The 21553-nt window shown below is 60.0% G+C and carries 15 protein-coding genes; 8 read left to right on the top strand and 7 right to left on the bottom strand.

Annotated features, from left to right (window positions below):
• Window positions 1–88 precede the first annotated feature (88 nt).
• Both ISN74_RS04395 and ISN74_RS04400 read left to right on the top strand, forming a co-directional pair.
• Complete coding sequence (locus tag ISN74_RS04395) at window positions 89–3835, top strand: PilC/PilY family type IV pilus protein (RefSeq protein WP_188797738.1); 3747 nt, start codon at window positions 89–91, stop codon at window positions 3833–3835.
• 2 nt (window positions 3836–3837) lie between these two features.
• On the top strand, window positions 3838–4338 hold the full coding sequence (locus ISN74_RS04400) for a type IV pilin protein (protein ID WP_188797740.1): 501 nt from the start codon (window positions 3838–3840) through the stop codon (window positions 4336–4338).
• Window positions 4339–4341: 3 nt separating this feature from the next.
• Here ISN74_RS04400 and ISN74_RS04405 read toward each other — a convergent pair whose 3' ends face one another.
• The 3 genes from ISN74_RS04405 to ISN74_RS04415 form a co-directional block, all read right to left on the bottom strand.
• Window positions 4342–5028, bottom strand: coding sequence for a Fe2+-dependent dioxygenase (locus ISN74_RS04405; RefSeq protein WP_188797742.1), 687 nt, complete (start codon window positions 5026–5028; stop codon window positions 4342–4344).
• Between the two features lie 177 nt (window positions 5029–5205).
• The gene (locus ISN74_RS04410) at window positions 5206–7392 is read right to left on the bottom strand and encodes a TonB-dependent receptor (RefSeq protein WP_188797744.1); all 2187 of its coding nucleotides are present in this window, start codon (window positions 7390–7392) and stop codon (window positions 5206–5208) included.
• Between the two features lie 337 nt (window positions 7393–7729).
• Entirely contained in the window at window positions 7730–9862 is a 2133-nt protein-coding gene (locus ISN74_RS04415; protein ID WP_188797746.1) for a M13 family metallopeptidase, read from the bottom strand.
• Between the two features lie 463 nt (window positions 9863–10325).
• Between ISN74_RS04415 and ISN74_RS04420 the strand changes: the two genes are divergently transcribed.
• Together ISN74_RS04420 and ISN74_RS04425 are read left to right on the top strand one after the other, a co-directional pair.
• Window positions 10326–12068 carry a phospholipase C gene (locus ISN74_RS04420; RefSeq protein ID WP_188797748.1) on the top strand — a complete coding sequence of 581 codons (1743 nt, stop codon included), beginning with the start codon at window positions 10326–10328 and terminating at the stop codon, window positions 12066–12068.
• 144 nt (window positions 12069–12212) lie between these two features.
• Entirely contained in the window at window positions 12213–13655 is a 1443-nt protein-coding gene (locus tag ISN74_RS04425) for a cytochrome-c peroxidase (RefSeq protein WP_229679001.1), read from the top strand.
• An 83-nt stretch (window positions 13656–13738) separates the two neighbouring features.
• Here the strand turns inward: ISN74_RS04425 and ISN74_RS04430 are convergent, their stop codons facing one another.
• From ISN74_RS04430 to trxA, 4 genes are all read right to left on the bottom strand, one after another.
• Complete coding sequence (locus ISN74_RS04430) at window positions 13739–15547, bottom strand: M14 family metallopeptidase (protein WP_188797751.1); 1809 nt, start codon at window positions 15545–15547, stop codon at window positions 13739–13741.
• Window positions 15544–16221: a DUF502 domain-containing protein gene (locus ISN74_RS04435; RefSeq protein WP_188797753.1), complete on the bottom strand. Its 678-nt coding sequence runs from the start codon at window positions 16219–16221 to the stop codon at window positions 15544–15546. The genes ISN74_RS04430 and ISN74_RS04435 overlap by 4 nt, the downstream gene beginning before the upstream one ends.
• A 119-nt stretch (window positions 16222–16340) precedes the next feature.
• Window positions 16341–16835 (bottom strand): DUF4442 domain-containing protein, encoded by a 495-nt coding sequence (locus ISN74_RS04440; RefSeq protein ID WP_188797755.1) that lies wholly within the window; start codon window positions 16833–16835, stop codon window positions 16341–16343.
• Window positions 16836–16895: 60 nt separating this feature from the next.
• Window positions 16896–17783 (bottom strand): thioredoxin, encoded by an 888-nt coding sequence (gene trxA / locus ISN74_RS04445; protein ID WP_188797757.1) that lies wholly within the window; start codon window positions 17781–17783, stop codon window positions 16896–16898.
• Between the two features lie 132 nt (window positions 17784–17915).
• Here trxA and ISN74_RS04450 point away from each other — a divergent pair, with 132 nt between their 5' ends.
• From ISN74_RS04450 to ISN74_RS04465, 4 genes are read left to right on the top strand one after another with little or no spacing between them, the layout of a single operon-like run.
• On the top strand, window positions 17916–18563 hold the full coding sequence (locus tag ISN74_RS04450) for a paraquat-inducible protein A (RefSeq protein WP_188797759.1): 648 nt from the start codon (window positions 17916–17918) through the stop codon (window positions 18561–18563).
• The gene (locus ISN74_RS04455) at window positions 18560–19186 is read left to right on the top strand and encodes a paraquat-inducible protein A (RefSeq protein WP_188797761.1); all 627 of its coding nucleotides are present in this window, start codon (window positions 18560–18562) and stop codon (window positions 19184–19186) included. The genes ISN74_RS04450 and ISN74_RS04455 overlap by 4 nt, the downstream gene beginning before the upstream one ends.
• Window positions 19179–20861: a PqiB family protein gene (locus ISN74_RS04460; protein ID WP_188797763.1), complete on the top strand. Its 1683-nt coding sequence runs from the start codon at window positions 19179–19181 to the stop codon at window positions 20859–20861. The genes ISN74_RS04455 and ISN74_RS04460 overlap by 8 nt, the downstream gene beginning before the upstream one ends.
• The gene (locus tag ISN74_RS04465; RefSeq protein ID WP_188797765.1) at window positions 20858–21490 is read left to right on the top strand and encodes a PqiC family protein; all 633 of its coding nucleotides are present in this window, start codon (window positions 20858–20860) and stop codon (window positions 21488–21490) included. Before ISN74_RS04460 ends, ISN74_RS04465 begins: the two co-directional genes overlap by 4 nt.
• Window positions 21491–21553: the final 63 nt, after the last annotated feature.

Raw genomic sequence — 21553 nt, forward strand, 5'->3', positions numbered from 1 at the left:
CAACCTGCCGTGAGCGGGATTCATCCGCGCACGGAACGAACGAATCCGCGCGCACCGCGTGCTGGAAAGTCTTGAAGGGGGCGAACCCATGAACAAACAAATCTGCGTGGCCCTGTTTGCGTTGGCCGCCATCTTGGCAGGCGGCAACGTAGCGGCCCAAAGCAGTTCCAGCTCATCGTCCAGCTCGTCCGGCACCTGTGGACAGGCGGGCGGCACGTGTGCCGAGAATTTCCAAGGCGCGGCGGCCAGCTTGCAATGGACGACCTTGGGGACGAACAACGGAGCTGCATCGTCCAATGCTTGCCTTACAGCAGGTAATGGCACCGGTTCCATACAGGCATGCCCCAGCACGCTTGCCGGCTACGCGATCCCGGCAAATGAACAAACGGTAGGGCAGGGTGCTTTGTTGCTTACGCCCCCCGTGGGCTACCAGACCGGCGCCATCCTGTCCGCATTTCCCCCGTTCCCGTTGAGCCAAGGCATCGACATCACTTTCACCACCTATTCGTTTGGTGGCAACAGCTACAGTAGCGCCTCAACATCAGCCGGAGACGGTGCGGACGGCATTACGTTCATCCTCACGGATGGCACCAAGACTGCTCCGACCACGACAGGCGGTAACGGTGGTGCCATGGGTTACGACTGCTCCAACGCCAACGCTGGTGCTTACCAAGGTATTGCCAATGCCTATCTTGGCCTGGGCATTGACGAATACGGTAACTTCCTCAACAGCGGCAATTGGAGCACCAGCACAACCAATGAAGTTACCCCGCAAGTTCCCCCTATAACGGTGAAGAACAAGACGTATTACTGGGTATACGGCGATAACGGCAGCGCAGGCATATTCAATTCCAACGACGCCTTCAATGGTGAATCGACAACCGCCAACGGTACCAACAAGTGGGGTGGTACAGGGAGCTCGCAGTATCAGCCCGAACGCATTGGCCTGCGTGGTTCGGGCAATACCACCTGGGCAGCGCTGCAAGCACTGAATTCGAGCTACTACTCAGGTTCTACTCCTAATGCGAGCAAGATTTATGCGGCATGCCAGTCCGGTAAATACGTTTCGGGCGGTAGCAGCGGCTCGTACACATACACCGCGCTTCCTGACGGCAATTACAACGCCATCCCCGGTGGTTATGCGGTACTGCCAACCGCGAACTTGATCGCGAACGAATCGACGGGTGTCACGCGTAATCCCACGACGAATTCACAGGGAGTTGCGAACCCGCTCGCATGGCCGATTACCTACGAGTTGAAGATTTCGGCCGGGGGCCTGCTCAGCCTTTCCTATAGCTACAACGGCGGCTCCATGAACCCGGTGATGACCAATACCAACATCGAAACGAGCAATGGCACTTTGCCATCTTCGTTGCGTTTTGGTTTCTCCGCGGGTACCGGTGGCGGATGGAACTCGCACGAGATCACCTGCTTCAAGGCTTCGCCGCTGTCCTCTACCAGTAGCGCGGCGGCCAACACCATCCAGTCGGGGCAGTACAGGACGGGCACGCAGATCTATCTGGCCAGTTATTCAGCTGACCCCTGGTGGGGCAGCTTGCAGGCCATCGCGCTGAATGCGGACAGCAATGGTGACCTTGTCGCCAACAGTACGGCCACCTGGGATGGCAAGTGCACACTGACCAGTGGTTGGTGCGACACCATGGGGACCAATACCAACGGCAATCCGCTCCATGAAGTTACGGCTTCCAATGGGTTCGTGACGCCTGAAAACCGCGTGCTGATGACTGCGACGGGCAACGACGTAACGACGACAGGAAGTGGCGTTGGCTTTTCGATGCAACAGTCGTTGAGTAGTTTTCCTTCGGCCGTGCAAACCGCATTGAATGCCGCTACCAGCGGCGACACCACCAGCACCGGCCAGCAGCGCCTGGACTGGCTGCTCGGTCAGCGCTGCTTCGAGCAGTTGTACAGTAGTACGCAATCCACCAGTGGTCCGTGGGAGTACTCGGGCGACTGCACCACTACATCCGCCGGTAGCCAGAATGCGCGCACCTATGTGCTGGGTGACATCGTTGACTCCAGTCCCACGTGGGTGGGTGCGCCGGTGGCGGGCCAATACAACAATGCTTTCAGCGATGGCTTGTACGGCAGCAACGTTTCGCCGCCGGAAAACCAGAGCAGCGCGCAAACCTACGGCACGTTCGCCGGCAACAATGCGAGCCGCCTCAACGTGGTGTACGTGGGCAGCAACGATGGCTACCTGCATGGCTTCGAGGCAGGCTACTTCACCAGCGGTGTTTTCAGCGATCCCAGCGGCACAGGCATCGGTGACAACGACGGCAAGGAAGTGATTGGCTACATGCCGTACAACGTGTTGCTCAATCAGTCGGCCCAGCTCACCAACCCGCTTTACTCGCACCAGTACCTGGTGGATGCCACGCCAGGCGCGGGCGACCTGTTTTATAACAACCTTTGGCACACCTGGCTGGTGGGTGGAGTGGGCTCCAACGGTAAGGAGATCTATGTGCTGGACGTTACCACTCCGGGCAATTTCTCCGAGAGCAATGCCGGCTCGCTAGTGATGGGCGACTGGACCAACGCTACCATGCCGCATCTGGGCAACACGGTGGGGACGCCTTCCGTCGTGCGCATGCATAACGGCCAGTGGGCGATTATCTTCGGCAACGGCCTGAACAGCGGCACGAGTGCCGGCGTCTACATCGGCTTGGTGACCTCCACCACGAATACGAAGACGGGTGCGGTTGCGGGTGCGGTGACGTTCCTATTCCTGGACACCGGGGTGGGTTCGTCCTCCAGCAAAAATGGCATCGCTTACGTCACCCCTGTGGATCTGGATGGCGATGGCATCATGGATTACCTCTATGCCGGCGACCAGCAGGGCAACGTGTGGCGCTTTGACGTGACCAGCAATAACGCCGCCAACTGGAGCGTTTCCAACTTTGGCAGTGGTACGACATCCACCTGCAGCAATAGCAGCAATGTCAATAATGGCAGTGTGGTCACCGCAGCCTGCTCACCCTTGTTTACCGCAACGTCCACACTGACTAACGGCACCGCTACCAACACCGCATCGCAGCCGATCACCACGAGCATTGTCACGGCCACCGTCCTGACCAATGGCGTGAGCCGCAACATGCTGTATTTCGGCACCGGCGAGCAGACGCCGCAAACCGGCAACTCGGGTGTGCTGTATGCTCCCACGTCCACTGGCTCCGGCAGCACCGCCACCCAGCAGCAGACGTTCTATGGCATCTGGGACTGGAACATGAGTAACTGGAACAGTCTGTCAACCGTCCAGCTTGCGTCGGAAACGGGCAGCAAGACCATTTCGACCAGCAGCCTGTCACCGGTAACCTCCACGGAAACGGCGGTCACCGGTCAGGGGCAGATCACGGGTTATCGCACTTTGTCCGCCGCCACTACCATTTGCTGGGCCGGCAGCAGCACCTGTTCATCGGGCAACTCGCAGTACGGCTGGATGTACAACTTGCCGGACAGCAACGAGCAGATCATCTACAGCCCTGCCATTATCGATGGCGTGGTGGTGGTGAATACGGCCATTCCGCCTGCGGTGTCGAACACCCAATGCACGGCGAACACCCAGACTGGCTGGACGATGGCTTTCGATGCGATCAACGGTGGCCCGGTGGCAGGAGGCTTCTTCACTTCGTCCAGTGGCCTCATCATCAGCGGCGAGCAGTTCAACGGCGTCGGCACGCCCACTGCTGTGAGCTACAACGGCAATATCTATATGGTGAGCCAGACCGTAACGGGCGGCGCAGCCATCTATCGTGTGAACCCGCCCAACAACAACGGTCCGGGCCGAGTCTCCTGGCGCGAAATCAGGAATTGAGCATGAGCATCCAGCAAACATCCAAACCGCAGCGTGCTGCTTCGTTAGGCTTCACCCTGATCGAGTTGATGATCGTGGTGGCGGTCATCTCGATCCTCGCGGCGATCGCGATCTCCTCCTACTCGAGTTACGTGGTCAAGACGAATCGGTCGGCGGCGACGGGCTGCATGTCCGAGTATGCGAACTACATGGAGCGCTTCTACACCAACAGCCTGAACTACGCGGAAACGCCTGCCTCCAGTTCCACGGCAGCTCCCGTGCCGAACCCGGCGACCGGTTCGCCGATATCTCCCATGGTGCTGGATTGTGCATCCACGGCGCAGACTGGCAACAACTACGAGTACGGGGTGCCGGCGCCGACGGCGACGAGCTATATCATCCAAGCCACACCGATCGGTTCGCAGGCCACGCGCGATACGCAGTGCGGCACGCTTACGTTGGACCAGCATGGTACGCGCACCAACTCCGGTACCGGCACTTTGGCGCAGTGCTGGGGTGGTTGAGGCTTAGCTTTCAGCCCACATCCGCAACAGGTTGTGATAGCAGCCGGTGAGCTTCACCCGCGACGCTTCATCACCACCTGTTGCGGCAAGCCGCTGGATGGCGTTGTCCAGATCGAACAACAGCGTGCGCTGACCATCGTCGCGCACCATGCTTTGTATCCAGAAAAAGCAGGCTAGCCGGGTGCCGCGTGTAACAGGATTCACACGGTGCAGACTGCTGGCGGGGTAGAGGATCAGGTCGCCGGCGGGGAGTTTGACGGTTTGCGTACCGTAAGTATCTTCAACCAACAGTTCACCACCGTCGTAGCTGTCGGGTGGGGCGAGGAAGAGGGTGGCGGAGAGATCGGTGCGGATTTTCTGCCCAGTGCCGGGGAGCAGGCGGATCGAGCCGTCGACGTGGCTGCCGAAGTGCATGCCGCCTTGGTAGCGGTTGAACATGGGTGGATAGACGCGATTGGGTAGGGCGGCGCTGATGAATAGCGGGTGCCGTTCCAGCGCAGCGAGCACGATGTCACCCAGTTCGAGTGCTGTGGTGGAGCCTTCGGCGAGCTGTTGATTCTGTTTGACGTGGATGCCTTGGTGGCCTGCGGTGACGCGGCCGTCGACCCAGGGAGCGTTGTTGGCATTGAGCTGGCTGTGAAAGTGGCCTAGCTGTTCGCTGTTGAGCAGGTTGGGGATGTGCACCAGCATGGTGGAACCTCGGATTGATGCAACGCGATGGTGTTACTGCATCAGCGAACTGAGGCTTAGGGCTTTGGGTATAGACAAAGTCGCTGGGTCCCAGCCTTCGCTGGGACGACGAGCAAGCTTACGGCAGGCCAGACATTCGTTGCTAATCACGGCAGTGGCGGCATGACTGTTCCAGCATTAGAACTTATAGGTAAATGTCACCATTTCTGTGCGCCCAATGCCCGGCACGGAGCGACCACCGTCCGATTGGATCAGCGCGTCAAAATAGCGCTTGTTGGTCAGGTTGAGCACGTTGAGACGAATATCGTAGCTGGGCTGATGAAAGGCCACCGTGGCATCCCAGCGGGTATAGCCACCGACGCTGACTGCATCTGTGTTTGCCGCGTAGCGTTGTGACATATAGGTCGGGCCGCCACCAGCTTCCCAGTGTTCGGCAAAGGTGTAAGTGGTCCAGGTGGTGAAGGTATTGCGCGGCGTGTTGGCCGGTATGTTGCCCTGGGTGCCGTCCACGGCTTTGACGATCTTGCCGTCCATATAACTGTAGCCGGAGAAGATCTGCCAGTTCTTGGTCAGGTGGCCGACCACGCCAAGCTCGGCGCCGCGTACGCGGATGTTGCCATCCAGGGTGTATTCGCCGGTTGAGGTTTCGCTGCGCGCGTTGGTTTGTTCCAGGTTATACAACGCGGCGTTGATCGCCACCGCGTCATCCATCAGGTTCCATTTGCCGCCGATTTCGTAGGAGCGATTTTTCTCCGGCGCCAGATCCTGCGTGCCGTTGGTCAACGTGAGCTGCTCCAGCGACGGGTCGAACGAGGTGCCGTAGGACACGTAGTACGACTGCTTTTCATCCGGCTGATAGATCACGCCACCGCGCACGCTGGTGAAGTAAACCGTTTGCTGCGCGTATGCGGGTAGCGAGACCGAGTTGCTGATGTGCGCGTCGAATTCGTCGCGACGCACGCCAGCCACCACCATCCATTGGTCGTTGAGCTTGATGGTGTCGTTGGCGTACACCGCCGCGGTTTTGCCGACCGATTGCGCGTAATTGCCAACCGTGGTGGTGACGTTGGGCGGTGTGGACTCTTGCACGGGATCCAGCAGCGAGAGCAGTGGCAGGCCGTTACGCGTGTAACCCTGGTTGTTATACGTTTCGCGCGCCAGTTCCACGCCGGTGATCAGCGTGTGTTGCAGGCTGCCGGTATCGAACTGGGTGGTCAGGTCGGTCTGACTGTCGAGGATGGTGTCGTGAATGACACGATCGTGGCTGGCCAGCTGCACGTACAGATCTTGCAACGGCACATTGGTGGGATTGCCCAGCGTCTTGTTGAGCGTGACGCCGGTATTCGTCACCACGCTGTTGGCGGCGGTTTCGCGTGCGTTGGTGTCGTATTGGCTGTACATCAGCTGCGTGCGCAGCTTCACGTTGTCGGAAAAGATGTGTTCCAGTCGCGCATTGAATTCGTTGACGCTCTGGTTGGTGCGATCGTCGGTGAGGCCGTACCAGTTCTTGTAGCTCACATCGGCCGGGCGGCCATTGATGGGTGGCAGGCCGTAGTCAGGCATGTCGTGGTTGCGCTGGATCAGTGCGGAAAGCGTGATCTGTGTCGGCGTGCCGATGCCGAAGCGCACTGAGGGAGCAATGCCGAAGTCCTGGTTCTTTTGCACGTCGCGCGTGGTGTGCATGTCCTGGCCGTACACTTCCACACGTGCGGCAGCGGTGTTGGACAGCGGCTGATTGAAATCCGCGGTGGTGCGATAACGATCATCCGAGCCAAGGGTGGTGGTCACTTCGCCAAACGACTTCAACTCCGGCTCCTTGGTCACCTGATTGATCACGCCGCCGGTGGAGCCGCGGCCGAACAGCATGGAAGAGGGGCCTTTGAGCACTTCGATCGCATCCAGATCGAACACGTCGCGGTAGTACTGGCCGGGATCGCGAAAGCCGTCGAGATAGATATCGGTGCGCGCGGTGAACCCACGCAGGTTGATGTTGTTGCCGATCTGGCCTCCTTCCGCACCACCGATAGTGATGCCTGGCACGTTGCGCAATGCATCCTGCAGTGAGGTGGCGCCCTGCGCATCGAGCAGATCGCGATTCACCACCACCACGGTTTGCGGGATGTCGCGCAGCGAGGTCGGCACCTTGGCGCCCACGGTGGAGGTATCGGTTTCGTAGTCGTTGCCGACGATGCTGCCGGTCACGTGCACCGAGCCCAGGGTCTTGGGCTTGTTGTCGCTGGCGTTCTGCGAACTGCTGGCGGTGTCGCTGGGCGAAGCGGTGGTTTGCGCATGTGCTGCGGCGGGAAGGGTTAGGGCAACCAGCAGGGCGGCGTGCAGAGGGGAGGCGCGAAAGTTGGCGGGCATAGGGACCGGATCGGGAAGGTGAAAAGGTGATACCGAACAGATGGTTGGCTCGCTTGAGTGCTTCGCTTGAGCCCATGGCTCTACAACTGCCACCTCAATCCCGCTTGCTGCCCCTGACTAGTTCAGTAAATGCGAATCGTTGTTATTATCACATCAAGTTACGAAGTTGTGAAGCAACTTACGAATCAGATGCTCCTTCTTCGTCCATGGGATCGCTCACGGGTCGCGAGGGGTAGGTGTCGGTTTCCAGCCAGCGCAAAGAAAAAGCCCCGCACTCGCATGCGGGGCTTTTCGTTTTCACATCGCGGCCATTACGCCGTGACAGATGTCGATCGACTTACCAGATCTTTACTTGCTTATCGCCGGAGCGGACCATCGGATCGGTCGGTTTGCACTGGAACGCTTCGGAGAAGGCCGTCATGTTCGACGGCGCACCGATGGCGCGCAGCGAGGCCGGTGCGTGCGGATCGGTGTTCAGACGCAGCAGCGCCTGCTTCTCACGCGTGTTGTTGCGCCACACACGCGCCCAGCTCAGGAAGTAGCGCTGGTCTTGGGTGTAGCCGTCGATCTTTTGCTGCGCTTCGTCCGGATTCTTCTTCAGTGCATTTTGCAGCGCGTCGTAGGCCACGTTGAGGCCACCCAGATCAGCGATGTTTTCGCCCAGGGTCAACTGGCCGTTAACGTGCACGTCCGGCTTGTCCTTGAGCGGTGCATAGTTGTTGAACTGATCGACCAGCTTGGTGGTGCGTGCCTTGAATTGCGCCTTGTCTTGCGCGGTCCACCAATCGGCCTTGTTGCCGTCGCCGTCGAACTGGCTGCCCTGATCGTCGAAGCCGTGGCTGGATTCGTGACCGATCACCGCGCCAATGCCACCGTAGTTGATGGCATCGTCACCGTTGGCATAGAAGAACGGCGGCTGCAGGATCGCGGCCGGGAAGTTGATCGTGTTGGTGCTCGGGTCGTAGTAGGCATTGACCGTCTGCGGGGTCATGCCCCATTCGGTGCGGTCCGTCGGCTTGCCGATGTGGCCGATATCCCAGTCGTAGTTGAACTTGGCCGCGGCCATCACGTCGCCGTAGTAATCACCTTGTTTGATATCAAGGCCGTCCCAGCTGCGCCAGTGATCGGGATAACCGATTTTGGGTAGGAACTTGTTCCACTTGTCGAGCGCTTTCTGCTTGGTGGCATCGCTCATCCAGTCCGAATTCTGGATGTGCTCCTTGAGCGCTTCACGCACGTTGGTGACCAGTTCTTCAGCGCGCTGCTTGGCTTCAGGTGTGAATTCCTTGGCGACATACAGTTGGCCAAGTGCCTCACCCATCGAGCTGTTGACGGTGTCCAGTACACGCTTCCACTGAGGCTTCTGTTCCGGCTGACCGGAGAGGGTCTTGCCGTAGAAATCGAAACGGTTGTCCTGGAAGGCGGTGCTGAGGAACGGCGAGGCATCGTCGATGGCATGGAAGCGCAGGTAGGCCTGCCACTGCGAAAGCGGTGCGGTGGTCAGCAGCTTGTCGAACTCGGCGAAGAACTTCGGCTGCGACAGCGAGAAGCCCTTGTCGATGGTCAGACCTTGTGCCGAGAAGAATTTTTCCCAGTTGAAATGCGGGGTGACCTTGTCAGCCTGCGCCACGCTCACGAAGTGGTATTCGTTGTCCAAGTCGCGCAATTGGGTGGGCGAGAGCGAGGACTTGGCGAGCGACGTTTCGAAGGCGAGCACGTCATCGGCCTGCTTCTTCGCATCGGCATCCGACACGCCGATGAGGGTCAGCGACTTGGCGATGTACGTCTTATAAGCGTCGCGCAGATCCGCCTGCTTCGGATCGGTGTAGTAGTCAGGCGTGGGCAGACCCAGGCCGGACTGGTTGGCGAAGCCGATCTGGATCTTGGCGTCCTTGAAATCAGCACCAGAGCCGAAGTTGAACACCTGCTGGTCACCCTGGGCGAAGCTCTCGTCGATAAACGAGACCACGTCAGCCGGGCTCTTCAGCGCTGCGATCTTGTCCAGCTTGGGCTTGATCGGATCGAAGCCGGCCTTGTTGACGGCGTCCTGATCCATACCCGCCTGGAATAGCAAGCCGATCTTCTGTTCGATCGAGCCGGGCGCGGCTTGTGCGGCGTTCTTGGCGGCCGCATCGACGATATCGTGCTGCGTGTTCAGGCTTTGCTCGGCGAGCTGGTTGAAGGCGCCCCAGCTGGTGTGATCCGACGGAATCGGGTTCGCGCTGATCCACTTGGCATTGACGAAGCCGTTGAAGTCCTGGCAGGCATTGATGCCGTTGTCCAGCTCGTTGACGTCGAAAATGCTGGCCGGTTTAGCGGCGCTGGCGGTGGTCGAAGCGCCAGCCGGTGCGCTGGCGGCGGGTGCCGGAGCCGGTGCTGGCGCGGCGGCCTGTTCCTGCTTGCCGCAGGCGGCCAGGGCAAAAGTGACGCTCGCGGCGAGCAACAACGGCTTCAAGTGCTTGTAGGTCATGAATATCCCTCTGGTGGTCAGTGAATCGCCCGCGGGCGGCTTCCGGTCATGCTGGCCGCGCGGATACGCCTGATGGCGGCCATGACCGCCCAAGCTAGGTCAAAGGTCATGGGCGCCACAGTGTCAAAGGTCAGGGGTGGGGTAGGCGGCCGGAGTGGCCGTTTGTGCGCCAGTGCCGACATTTTTGGCGAGGGCAGCGACGGTCTTATGGCTGTTATGACGCCGCCATCCCTGCGGTTGGACAGAACGCCAAAGTCTGTTCAACACGAAAAGTGAGGCTGAGTCCCGGCGATGCATGCGGGTGCGTCCGGCTGTCCCGGAACCTTCATATCCAGATGGTTCAATTCGGAGCATGCCAAGGGCTGCGCCATCAGTGCGGCCCGTGGCCTGTCGTAAGGGGGAATCCGTAGAAATGGGTGCTGTACCAACCCTGTGTCGTCGTACCCACTCCAGGAGTTTTCACATGTTCAGTCTTCGTATGTTCCGCAAGGCAATCTTGCCTGCGTCGATCGCCTTGATGGGATTCACGCTCGCCTATGCCCAGGTCGATCCAAGCTCGAATCAGAACGCCGATTTCTCTGCACATTCCCCGTGGCACGGCGGCGGCCGCTCACCACAAGATCAGCTTCCCACCGCGACGCCGATCAAGCATCTCGTCGTGATCTTCGATGAAAACCGTTCGTTCGATCATTACTTCGGCACCTATCCGGTGGCGGCAAATCCTCCGGGCGAACCAGCGTTCAAGGCCAGGCCTTTCACGCCACAGGTCGACGGCCTCTCGCCGGCACTGTTGAACGACAATCCGAACAAGCTCAACCCCATCAACGGCGTCAATGCGGTGAATCCTTTCCGCCTTGATCGCACGCAGGCCAACACTGAAGGTCAGAACCACAGCTACACGCCGGAGCAGCTCGCGTACGACAACGGCGCCGCCGACCGTTTCCCCGCCTACACGGGTAACAACACGGTGACCACGACCGGCGCGTTCGGCACGCATGGTCTTGTGATGGGTTACTTCGATGGCAATACCGTCACCGCGATGTGGAACTATGCGCAGCACTTCGCGATGGACGACAACGCTTATACCGACACCTACGGTCCTTCGACACCAGGCGCGATTGCCGTGGTATCGGGCACCAACAATGGTGCCAAGGTTGTACTTGGCTCGGCTTCGACCATCCCTGACACCCAGGGCGGCCTGACTTTGATCGGCGACACCGATCCGGCCTATGACTCGTGCTCCTCGACCAGCAGCACGGTGTCGATGACGTCGAAGAACATCGGCGATCTGCTCAATGCCCACCACATCACCTGGGGCGGTTTCATGGGCGGCTTCGACCTGACGGCCGTGAACGAAAACGGCACCACCGGTTGCCAGCGCAGCACCTATTCGAGCGTGCTGGATGCCACCGAGACCGACTACACGCCGCACCACAACTGGTTCCAGTATTACGCCACCACCTCGAATCCGGCGCACACGCGTCCGACCTCGGTGGAAGAGATCGGCTATACCGACGACAAGGACAGCACGTCCACCCCGGTACATCATGAGTATGACGTGCAAGATTTCATCAAGGCCGTCAAGTCTGGCAATTTCCCGTCGGTGAGCTATATCAAGCCGCCCGCCGTGCATGATGCGCACCCGGGCAACTCCGATCCGTTGGACGAGCAGGAATTCGTGGTGAAGCTCATCAACTTCCTGCAGAAACAGCCCGATTGGGACAGCACTGCCGTCATCATCACTTATGACGACTCGGATGGCTGGTACGACCATCGCTATGCCTCGCCCACCACGTCGTCCTTCGACTCGACCACTACAGAAGGTTCGGTCACCGGCGCCGACCAGCTCAATGGTCCGGGCATCTGCAATGCGACGGGTGCCAAACAGGGCGTGGGCCTCAATGGTGGCACGGTCAACGGTCGCTGTGGCCCCGGCACGCGTACGCCATTCCTCGTGATCTCGCCGTATGCACGCGTCAACTATGTGGATGGCACGCAAATCACGCAGGCTTCGGTAGTGCGCTTCATCGAGGACAACTGGCTGCATGGCGAGCGTATTGGCCAAGGTTCGGGCGATGCCACCACCGGCAGCATCATGGGTATGTTCGACTTCAACCGCCGCCGCTTCGATCTGGCGCAACCGTTGTTCCTCGATCCCAACCAGGGCACACCGATTAACGACTGGCGTGACCCCTGGCATTCCTGATCGCAGGCTCGGCGCGGGATCATTGCCAGATCTCGGCCTAGCACACAGCGAATGAAGCCCATCCCTGCTCCGTGACATGTCGCGGAGCAGGGATGTTTTCCGGGCCGCATCGCATTCCATCACGCTATTGCCTTGGACATGCCTTTGACTTCGGATACCCCGACATTACGCGCGCAAGCACGACATAAGCCGTTTCGGCTGTTCAAAATCCTGCTTGGCGTAGCTTGCGTATGCAGCTGCCTGACGAGCTACGCGTTTATCAACCAAGCCACGAAACTACAAAGCGATACGGCCGACAACAGTGGCATCAATCCGCATCCGGTCCATCTGAAATTGCCGCAGACGAATCCGCTGAGCGCGGTTGCGCAGCTCGGCAAATCCCTGTTCTTCGATCCGATGCTATCGGGTTCCGGACGGCAATCGTGTTCTTCTTGCCATAGCCCCGCATACGGCTACAACCCGCCTAACGCACTGACGGTGCAAGAGGGTGGAAAGGATCTACACCAGGCCGGCTATCGGCCGCCGCTCTCGCTTGCGTATCTGTATCGGCAGCCGCCTTTCAGCATTGGCCCCGATGCAGCCGATAACGACGTAGCGCCAGACCTCAATGCGATCGCTGCATCCGTACGCGGCGATTCGCGCGCGACCAAGCAAGCAGGCGTGGCGCCTGCCGCGCCAGCCATGGTGGCGCAAGGCGGCTTGTTCTGGGACGGTCGCGCCGATTCGCTGCAACGACAGGCGTATTTGCCGCTGCTCAATCCCGTGGAAATGGCCAACAGCAGCATCGATGACGTGGCACACAAACTGGTGAACAGCCGCTATCGCCAATCGTTCACCCTGTTGTTCGGACCTGGCATTGTCAACGATCCGCAGCAGCTGGTTTCCGAGGCTATGTTCGCCATCGGCCGCTTTCAGATCGAAGACCCGTCTTTTCATCCGTTCACCAGCAAGTACGACGCATGGTTGCAAGGGCACGCACGACTGACGGCCACCGAACTGCGCGGGTTGCGCGTTTTCAACGACCCGAAGAAAGGCAATTGTGCAGGCTGCCACCTCAGCCAGCCGAGCCGTGATGGCTTGCCTCCGCTGTTCACCGACACGCAATACGAAGCATTGGGCGTACCTCGCAACACCGCGCTGGTGCTAAACCGGGATCCGCATTACTACGATCTCGGTATTTGCGGCCCGTTCCGCAAGGATCTCGCACACCAGACGCAATACTGCGGCATGTTCCTCACACCCACGCTGCGCAACGTAGACAGGCGCGCGGTGTTCTTTCACAACGGCGCCTACCACACGCTGACGCAGGTAATGGATTTCTACAATTTGCGCAGCGTCGCGCCCGAAAAGATCTATCCGCACGATGCGAACGGCAAGCTGGAGCTATACAACGATATACCAGCGGCTTATCAAGGCAACGTCGATATCACCGATGCACCCTTCGACCGTCACGTTGGCGATTCGCCGCCGCTCACCGCTGAAGATATCCAAGACATCATCACCTTCCTCCATACACTGGACGACGGTTACTCGTCCGCTTCCCTGCGGACAGAGCTCACGCCAGCACGCTCAAATTCATCGCGTTAGCAGGAGCGATGCCGTTGTACACCAGACGACGGTGGCCAAGACGAGCCAGCGTGCCGACGCGAGCAACGGAATGTTGCTCGCGGTTACTTGGTGCCAAGGATGGCCAGCTGTGCTGCATTGAGGCGCAGCACAGGGTAAGCGCCAACGGCCTGTACGCTGTACCACGGGGAACGCTCGAAGAAGAACTCCAGTCGCGCGCGACTGTTCGCAGCAAAGGTCGGATCATCGTGTAGTTTCTGCTCGAATTCAGCCTTCAACTTGGGATCTTTCGCCATCATGTCGCGCGCCAGTTTCTCCAGCACGCGTGGTTCGCCATATTCCTTGGCCTCGAAGATCGCATTGAGATAACCCCAGTGCAGCAGGGAATCCGGTGCTTGAGGTTCGAGTAGTTCAATGGCGACATTGGCGGCGCGTTGGTTCAAGGGCACGATGACCGAGCCGGGCGGAAGCCTGACTTCGGTCGGCGCGGTATGCAGGCTGAAGGTGCGCAGCATCACATGCCCTTCAAAGGGTTCGCTGGCCCATTGCGGCTGATCGAGCTGATATGCCTCCGCCTCGACTTTCTTCATCGGATGGCCAATGCGCCGGTAAGCAATGCCGTGCGTATCCAGCTTTTCGATGATGCTGGTCCATTCGCCTGGGATGACATAGGCGGCAGGCGGGGTGATCGACAGGTCGGGCAGCAGGCCGTTCCAGTTGTCGATGCGGTAGGTCTGCGGCTTGCTGGGATCGTATTGGATCCAGGTATCGTTGGAGATGTCGCTGTGGGTTTGCGTAAACGTATAACCCTTCAGTTCGAACGGCGCTGACGTGGGATCGAGCTTGAAGGTCAGCGGCACTTGCACGTTGGCGTTGCCTGCACGCGCGATCGTGTCAGCATCGGCCTTGCTGGTCGCAGCCAGCAGTGCCGATGGGTCGCGATTGATGTCGCCGAGCAACACAGCAAGAAGATCGTAGATGGCGTGCACGCGCACCGCGTATGACTTCAGCATATGCGTTTCGAGCAGTAACGCGGGACGGTTCTGCAAGGCGGCGTAGCCGGTGGAGAAGCGCGGGCCGGAACCAAAATTTTCGATGCCTTTGCGTGGATCGCGACCGTCCTTGAATTCCAGATAGATTGAAGCCAGATGGCCGCGCTTTTCATACGCAGGCATGGTTTCGTCGACGATCGTTTTCCGCTGCCATCTCGCGATGGCAGGATCGAGCTTGTGCGGATCTTCGGTGTACCAGGTCAGGTCGTATTGGTAATCGGCGCCGTCGGTGGTGTGCACATCGATCAGGAAATCCGGCAGCCATGTCTGCCAGAGTTTCAGCCAGTCCTGCATTTCCGGTGCATCAGCCTTGATGTAGTCGCGGTTGAGATTGAGGTATTGCGACTGGCCGCGAAAGCCCATGCTTTCCGGACCGTTCTGGTTGATGCGGTTGTAGGGCGAGCTGTTCTCGTGCCCGTCTACGCTGAAAACGGGAATGTAGACCAGCACCAAGTGATCGAGCAGGTGCGGATATTTGCCGGTGACAGCGATATCGCGCAGCAGCATCAGACCCGCATCCTTGCCTTCGATTTCACCGGGATGGATGCCGGCTTGCAGCAGCACGATGGGCTTGTGTGCTGCACGCGCCGCGTCTGGCGTGAACGTGCCGTCGCTGCTGGCGATCACGACAGTCATCGGTCGGCCTTGCGGCGAGATGCCGAAGGTCTCCAGCTTGATCTTGCCGGGTGCGGTCTGTTGCAGGCGTTGCAGATAAGCCAGCGTTTGTTCGTAGCTGGGCGTGGTGCGGAACTGCGAGGTTTCGGCGGGCGTGATCCAGTCGCTGTCGTGCGGGCCCGCGGCATGAGTGGTCATGGCGAACGCTCCGAGCAAGAGCGAAAGGAAAACGCGGCGGTAGCTCATGCACGATCCTCGGGTGGCGCGGCCCGCAAACTGGCCGGTGGAGCCGGCAAGGTATCAGGCGCGACCGCACCGCCGGAAATGATAAAAGCCATGGCCTGGTCCATCGTCCAGTCGGTAGGCGTCAGCTCTTCCACGGGTACTACTTCCAGATAGCCACCGGTCGGATTGGGCGTGGTCGGAATATAGACCGCTGCCATCTCGCGACCGGTACCTTCCTCGGTCATCACGCGCGTGACGAAACCCACCACTTTCATGCCCTTGCGCGGGAAGTCCACCAGCACAACGCGTTGCACCCCGCTGGGTTTGTTCTGCAGCACGGCCATCAGTTTCTTGGTGCCGCCGTAAATGGTCTGCACCAGAGGAATACGTTGCAGCAAGGTATCGAAGGTATTGAGCAGGCGCTGGCCGATCACGCGGTTGGCAAGAAAACCGAGCAGATATAACGCAAGCAAGGTCAGCAGCAGCGCCAGCACATAGGTCGCCCAACTCTGGCTGAGCTGATTGGCCGTATGTGGTGCGACGAATCCCAGTGTGCCGAGCAGTGCCGTGACCAGTGGTGCGCCCAGTTCTGCGAGCAGGCCGACCACGAATTTGAAAACCAGCCAAGTGACCCATAACGGCATGAAGGTCAGCAGGCCGGTGATGATGTAGCGTTTGAAGCGCAACCGCTGCATAGGAAGGTTTTTCGAGTGGGGAGTGGGGAGGGCCCATTGTAGGGGAGAGCCCTTCACTGCCGCTTGCCGTCACTTCCCGAATAACCGTGGTGCGCGAAGCATAGGAGCATCCGAAGATGCTAGGACGCTTGCGATGAAGCCACCGGGGTGGCCGCCAAATCGGGGCGTTCGCGTGGCTTGAGTCGAACGTAAATCTGTTTGCGCACGATGGCGATCACCTCGCCAGCCGCCGTTTTTATCTGCACTTCGAACCACCGCAGCACTTTCTCGCCGTCTGCCGCTGCGGTGCGCAGCTCATCCAGTACGCCGGATTCCAGTTTGAAATGGGCATACACATCGGTACGACCGGGAGCGACGAAATCGATCGCGCCAGCTTTGTCCCACACGTAATGGTCTTTGCCCAGGTGATGCAGGATCAGCAGCATCCAGAACGGATCGGTCATGGCGAACAGATTGCCGCCAAACTGGGCCCGCACGTAATTGCGATTCCATGGGCGCAAGCGCAGCACGACGCGCGCCTCGGTGTAGTCCTCGTCCAGGCTCAGCACGCGAATGCTGTTGCACAGGAACGGTGGCCACACGTTCAGCAGGCGACGGAAGAGGGAGGCGCGCATGAAGGTAGTGCTCCGGAGAGGAGCACCTAGCGTACCATACTCATGCGTATGGTTTGTCGGTCAGAACAGCAGCGATGCCATCCGCCGGCGATAGCGGCCCACCAGTTCGGCATCATCCAGCGTGTTGAACGCCGCCAGCAGGCGCTTCTTGGCTTGTCCGTCGTTCCAGTCGCGCGCTTTTTCAAGCAGCAGCAGCCAATGTTCGAGGCCTGCTGCAGGATCGCTACCCAGCAACAGGCGCACGCCGAGCAGATCGTGCGCTTCCCAATCCTGCGGATTGGCTTGCACGCGCTGTTGGAGCACATCCAAGGAGGGCTTGCCTTCAAGCGAACGCACTAGATCAAGCTGGCTGCGCAGGCGTACAGCACGCGAGTCTGTGGCGAGGTTGGCGGGCAGGGCGTTGAGCTCGGCTTCGGCGGCCGAGGCGTGGCCGGCCTGGGCCAGTGCGATCGCCAGTTCGAGCTTGAGTTCGGATTGGTCCGGCGAGGCCGCCAGCTCTTGTTGCAGGCGATTGATGGTCTGCTCAGGCGATTCCGGCGGTGCGGCTTCGGTGGCCTCATCGACATCGCCGTCCAGCGGCTGCAGATGACGGGACAGAAATTCACGCAGCTGGCCTTCCGGAAGGGCGCCGGCAAAACCATCGGCAATCTGGCCGTCCTTCACCAGCATCACGGTGGGGATGCTGCGGATACCGAACATGCCAGCTAATTCCTGGTTCTTGTCGACATCGACCTTGCCCAGGCGGAATGCGCCGTTGAATTCATTGGCCAGCTTTTCCAGCAAAGGCCCGAGGGATTTGCAGGGGCCGCACCAGGTGGCCCAGAAATCCACCAGCACCGGGGTCTTGAGCGAGGCTTGCAGCACCTCGGCTTCGAAGTTTTCCTGGTCCACGTCAAAAATGTGCGGGCTGGCGACGGCAGCGTTCACGAGATGCTCCTGAGAATTCATGCCCACACAGGTCGGGGCAGCGCGAAGCATATCAAGGGATATCGACGGACAACCCCGATGGTATTCGCGAAGAATGAATCAGCGGATTCCGCTTGCGCGCATGAAGGCCCTGGATTTGCGAGAATCAGCCGTATGAATTTGCCATCCTCCCCTCGCGGACAGGTCAATCCAGCGCTCACCTCGACGCTGCTGATCTGCGAGCACTGCGACACGGTTTATCGCCGCCGCCCTCTGGCGCGTGGCGATGTGGCCCGTTGTACGCGTTGCCATGCCGTGCTGGAAAGGCATCAGCGGATTGGCCTGGATGCGATGCTGGCCTTGGTGGCGGGGGTGATGGTGGTGTTCGTGCAGGCCAATGTTTGGCCGATCATCACGCTGAGCTTGAATGGCGAGCAGATCCGCACCCGCCTGTGGGGCATCATTGCGATGATGTGGCAGGAGCATTCGCAGGTGGTGGCGGTGCTGGCGGCAGCGACGCTGTTCTTCTTTCCCCTGTGCAAGATGCTGACGCTGGGCTGGCTGCTGATTTTTGCCCGGGCAGGGCGTCGGGCTCCCGGCTTCAAGTCGTTGATGGTGCTGCTGCACTACATTGGTCCTTGGACGATGAGCGAAGTGTTTGTGCTCGGTGTACTGGTTTCGATCGTCAAGGCACATCTGTATTTCGATGTGACGCCGGATGCGGGTGTGTATGCATACGCGGTGCTGGCGATCTTCATCACGATTTTTTCGGGCATTGATGTGCGCCGGTTCTGGGAGCTGCTTCCGGAGGAGGCGTCGTGAGTGCCTTGCCACGCGCGCACGAACTGGGCCTCATCGGCTGCCATGTGTGCGGCCTGGTCTGCCGCGATACGCAGATCGCCGACGCAGCTTGTCCCCGTTGTGGCAGCGCGTTGCACCGGCGCAAGCCCAATAGCTGCGCACGCACCTGGGCGCTGCTGATTGCCGCCTTCATCCTGTACATTCCGGCCAATCTGCTGCCGATCATGCGCACGGTGAGCCTGGGGGATGTGGACGACAACACCATCCTCAGCGGCGTGATCGAGTTGTGGGTAAAGGGGTCGCCGGATCTGGCGGTCATCGTCTTCACCGCCAGCATCGTGGTGCCGATGATGAAGTTCCTGGTGATCGGCACGCTGTTGCTGAGCGTGCGCCATTGCGGCACCACCTGGGCGCGCACGCAGCGCGCCAAGTTGTACCGGCTGGTGGAGTTCATCGGTTACTGGTCGATGCTGGACGTGTTCGTGGTGTCGCTGTTGACGGCTTTGGTGCAGTTCGGGTTCTTCAGCCAGGTGGAGCCGCTGCCCGGTGTTGTGTATTTCGGGCTTACCGTGGTGCTTACCATGCTCGCCTCCATGAGTTTTGATCCGCGCCTGATATGGGACTGCAAGGACGAAGATGACTGACAAAACACAATCCGATCTCGGAGGCCAACTACCGGAACCGGTGGTGCGTCATCGTCGCGTCAGCGCTTCGTTGATCTGGCTGGTGCCCATCGTGGCAGCCCTGGTGGGGCTGTCGCTGGTGATCAATGCGTGGATGCAGCAGGGGCCGGCCATCACCATCAGCTTCCAGAGCGCTGATGGCCTGGATCCGGGCAAGACCGTGGTGAAGTACAAGGATGTAGTGATCGGCAAGGTCACCACGATCCGCCTCAGCCCTGATCGCAGCAAGGTGAACGTCAAGGTCGACCTTGAAAAGAGTGCAGCGGGCATCGCGGTTTCCGATACGCGCTTCTGGGTCGTGCGTCCTCGGATCGGGCTGGGCGGCGTCTCGGGTATCGATACCTTGCTGTCCGGCTCGTTTATTGGTGTGGATGTTGGCCAGTCGAAGCAGGAGCAGACGGATTTCGTCGGTTTGGAAACGCCGCCATCGGTGACGCACGACGCGCAAGGCAAGAGCTTCATCCTGCATACGGGCGATCTCGGTTCGCTCGATATTGGTTCGCCGGTGTATTTCCGGCGCCTTCAGGTCGGACGCGTGGCCTCGTACAAACTCAATGACGATGGCAAGGGTGTGACCTTGCAGATCTTCATCGAGCGTCCTTATGACAAGTTTGTCACCACCGATTCGCGCTTCTGGAACGCGAGCGGCGTGGACGTATCGTTGGGCGCAGATGGCCTCAAGCTCAACACGCAATCGCTGGCAACGGTGTTGGCCGGCGGCGTGGCGTTCCTGGATTCACCCGGGCCGCATCCCAGTGCGGAGCCGGCGAACGAGAATGCCGTCTTCACCCTGTTTGACACGCAGGCCAACGCGATGGCGCCGCCGGATGGCGAGCCGCATTACATCCGCATGCGCTTCGATCAGCCGTTGCGTGGTCTGACTGTGAATGCGCCAGTCGAATTCCTCGGCATCAATATCGGCAACGTGGTCTCGATCCGCATGGACTACGACGAAAAGACCGGGCATTTCCCGATCTACGTGGGCGCTGTCATCTATCCCGACCGCCTCGGCGCCGCGCACCAGAAATTGGTGGCGCTGGCCAAGTCGCAGGGTGACAACGACGATCTCTCGCACATGATGGGCACGCTGGTTCAGCACGGCCTGCGCGCGCAAGCGAAGATCGGCAACCTGCTGACCGGCCAGTTGTTCATCTCGCTCGATTTCCTGAAGAACGCGTCGAAGGCGGAATACAACCCGGATGCGCGTCCGTTGGAAATCCCCACTGCGCCGGGCAACTTCGACAAGTTGCAGGAGCAGTTGGCGGACATCGTCGACAAGATTCAGAAGATTCCGTTCGACAGCATCGGCAACAACCTCAACGAGACTCTGGCAACGCTCAACAAGACGCTGAACCAGGTCAACAATCAGGTGTTGCCGGAGTTCCAGGGCACGCTCAAAGGTGCCAATCAGACACTGGGTACGGCAAACAACGCGTTCTCGCCGGATTCACCGCTGCAGCAAAACCTCAACAGCACCTTGCAGGAGCTGCAACGCATGGCCCGTTCGCTGCGTACGCTGACGGATTACCTTGATACGAATCCGAGCTCGCTGATCCGTGGACGCAGCAAGGATGCGCCACTGCCGGCCAACAGTCCCACGTCCACCGCCCAGCCGCAGCAAGGGAGCAAGCCATGATTCGTATGCGACACCTGATGGTGGCGTTCGGCGCAGCGGCGCTGGCAGCTTGTGCTTCGGCGCCGGTGCACTACTACACGCTTGTCCCGGCACCGGACAGCACACAGGCCGACGCGACCCCATCCCCGGCAGGCTTCCAGTTCGAACTGCTGCCGGTGGGCATTCCGGCGCAGGTCGATGTGCCGCAGCTCGTGGTCCGGCAAGGTGGGCAATCCGTGGCCTTGCTGGATGGCCAGCGCTGGATCGCGCCGCTGGCTGATGAAGTGCGGAGTGCGTTGTCAGTGGACCTGTCGCATCGCCTGAATGCACAGGACATCGGCAGCGGTCTGCCGGTCGACGGCAAGCCGGTGCTGCGCATCAAGATTGACCTGCGCCGCTTTGAGTCGTCTCCCGGCAACTACGCGCTGATCGACGCCACCTGGTCGATTCGCCCGCTGAAGGGTGACACCGTGCTCACCTGTAGTAGCCACATCAGCGAGAACCCGGGGCAGGGCTACGACGGGCTGGTCGCCGCCCATCAGCAGGCCTTGTCCGATCTGGCTGGACGGATTGCCAGCGTTGCGCCGGCCTTGGCGGCGGGTGGTGCGCCTGCTTGTCCGGCGCCCTGGCTGACCAGCCTGCAGCCCTGAGCTTTGCTCCCTCTCCCCTTTGGGGAGAGGGTTGGGGTGAGGGGTGGCCTTGCAGAGAGCAGC

The organism is Dyella caseinilytica, from assembly GCF_016865235.1.
Lineage (GTDB): Bacteria > Pseudomonadota > Gammaproteobacteria > Xanthomonadales > Rhodanobacteraceae > Dyella_B > Dyella_B caseinilytica.

Bases quoted from the DNA above. Each gene is read 5' to 3' on its own strand.
- ISN74_RS04395 (WP_188797738.1), top strand. From the start codon at position 89: ATGAACAAACAAATCTGCGTGGCCCTGTTTGCGTTGGCCGCCATCTTG.
- ISN74_RS04400 (WP_188797740.1), top strand. From the start codon at position 3,838: ATGAGCATCCAGCAAACATCCAAACCGCAGCGTGCTGCTTCGTTAGGC.
- ISN74_RS04405 (WP_188797742.1), bottom strand. From the start codon at position 5,028: ATGCTGGTGCACATCCCCAACCTGCTCAACAGCGAACAGCTAGGCCAC.
- ISN74_RS04410 (WP_188797744.1), bottom strand. From the start codon at position 7,392: ATGCCCGCCAACTTTCGCGCCTCCCCTCTGCACGCCGCCCTGCTGGTT.
- ISN74_RS04415 (WP_188797746.1), bottom strand. From the start codon at position 9,862: ATGACCTACAAGCACTTGAAGCCGTTGTTGCTCGCCGCGAGCGTCACT.
- ISN74_RS04420 (WP_188797748.1), top strand. From the start codon at position 10,326: ATGTTCAGTCTTCGTATGTTCCGCAAGGCAATCTTGCCTGCGTCGATC.
- ISN74_RS04430 (WP_188797751.1), bottom strand. From the start codon at position 15,547: ATGAGCTACCGCCGCGTTTTCCTTTCGCTCTTGCTCGGAGCGTTCGCC.
- ISN74_RS04435 (WP_188797753.1), bottom strand. From the start codon at position 16,221: ATGCAGCGGTTGCGCTTCAAACGCTACATCATCACCGGCCTGCTGACC.
- ISN74_RS04440 (WP_188797755.1), bottom strand. From the start codon at position 16,835: ATGCGCGCCTCCCTCTTCCGTCGCCTGCTGAACGTGTGGCCACCGTTC.
- trxA (WP_188797757.1), bottom strand. From the start codon at position 17,783: ATGAATTCTCAGGAGCATCTCGTGAACGCTGCCGTCGCCAGCCCGCAC.
- ISN74_RS04450 (WP_188797759.1), top strand. From the start codon at position 17,916: ATGAATTTGCCATCCTCCCCTCGCGGACAGGTCAATCCAGCGCTCACC.
- ISN74_RS04460 (WP_188797763.1), top strand. From the start codon at position 19,179: ATGACTGACAAAACACAATCCGATCTCGGAGGCCAACTACCGGAACCG.
- ISN74_RS04465 (WP_188797765.1), top strand. From the start codon at position 20,858: ATGATTCGTATGCGACACCTGATGGTGGCGTTCGGCGCAGCGGCGCTG.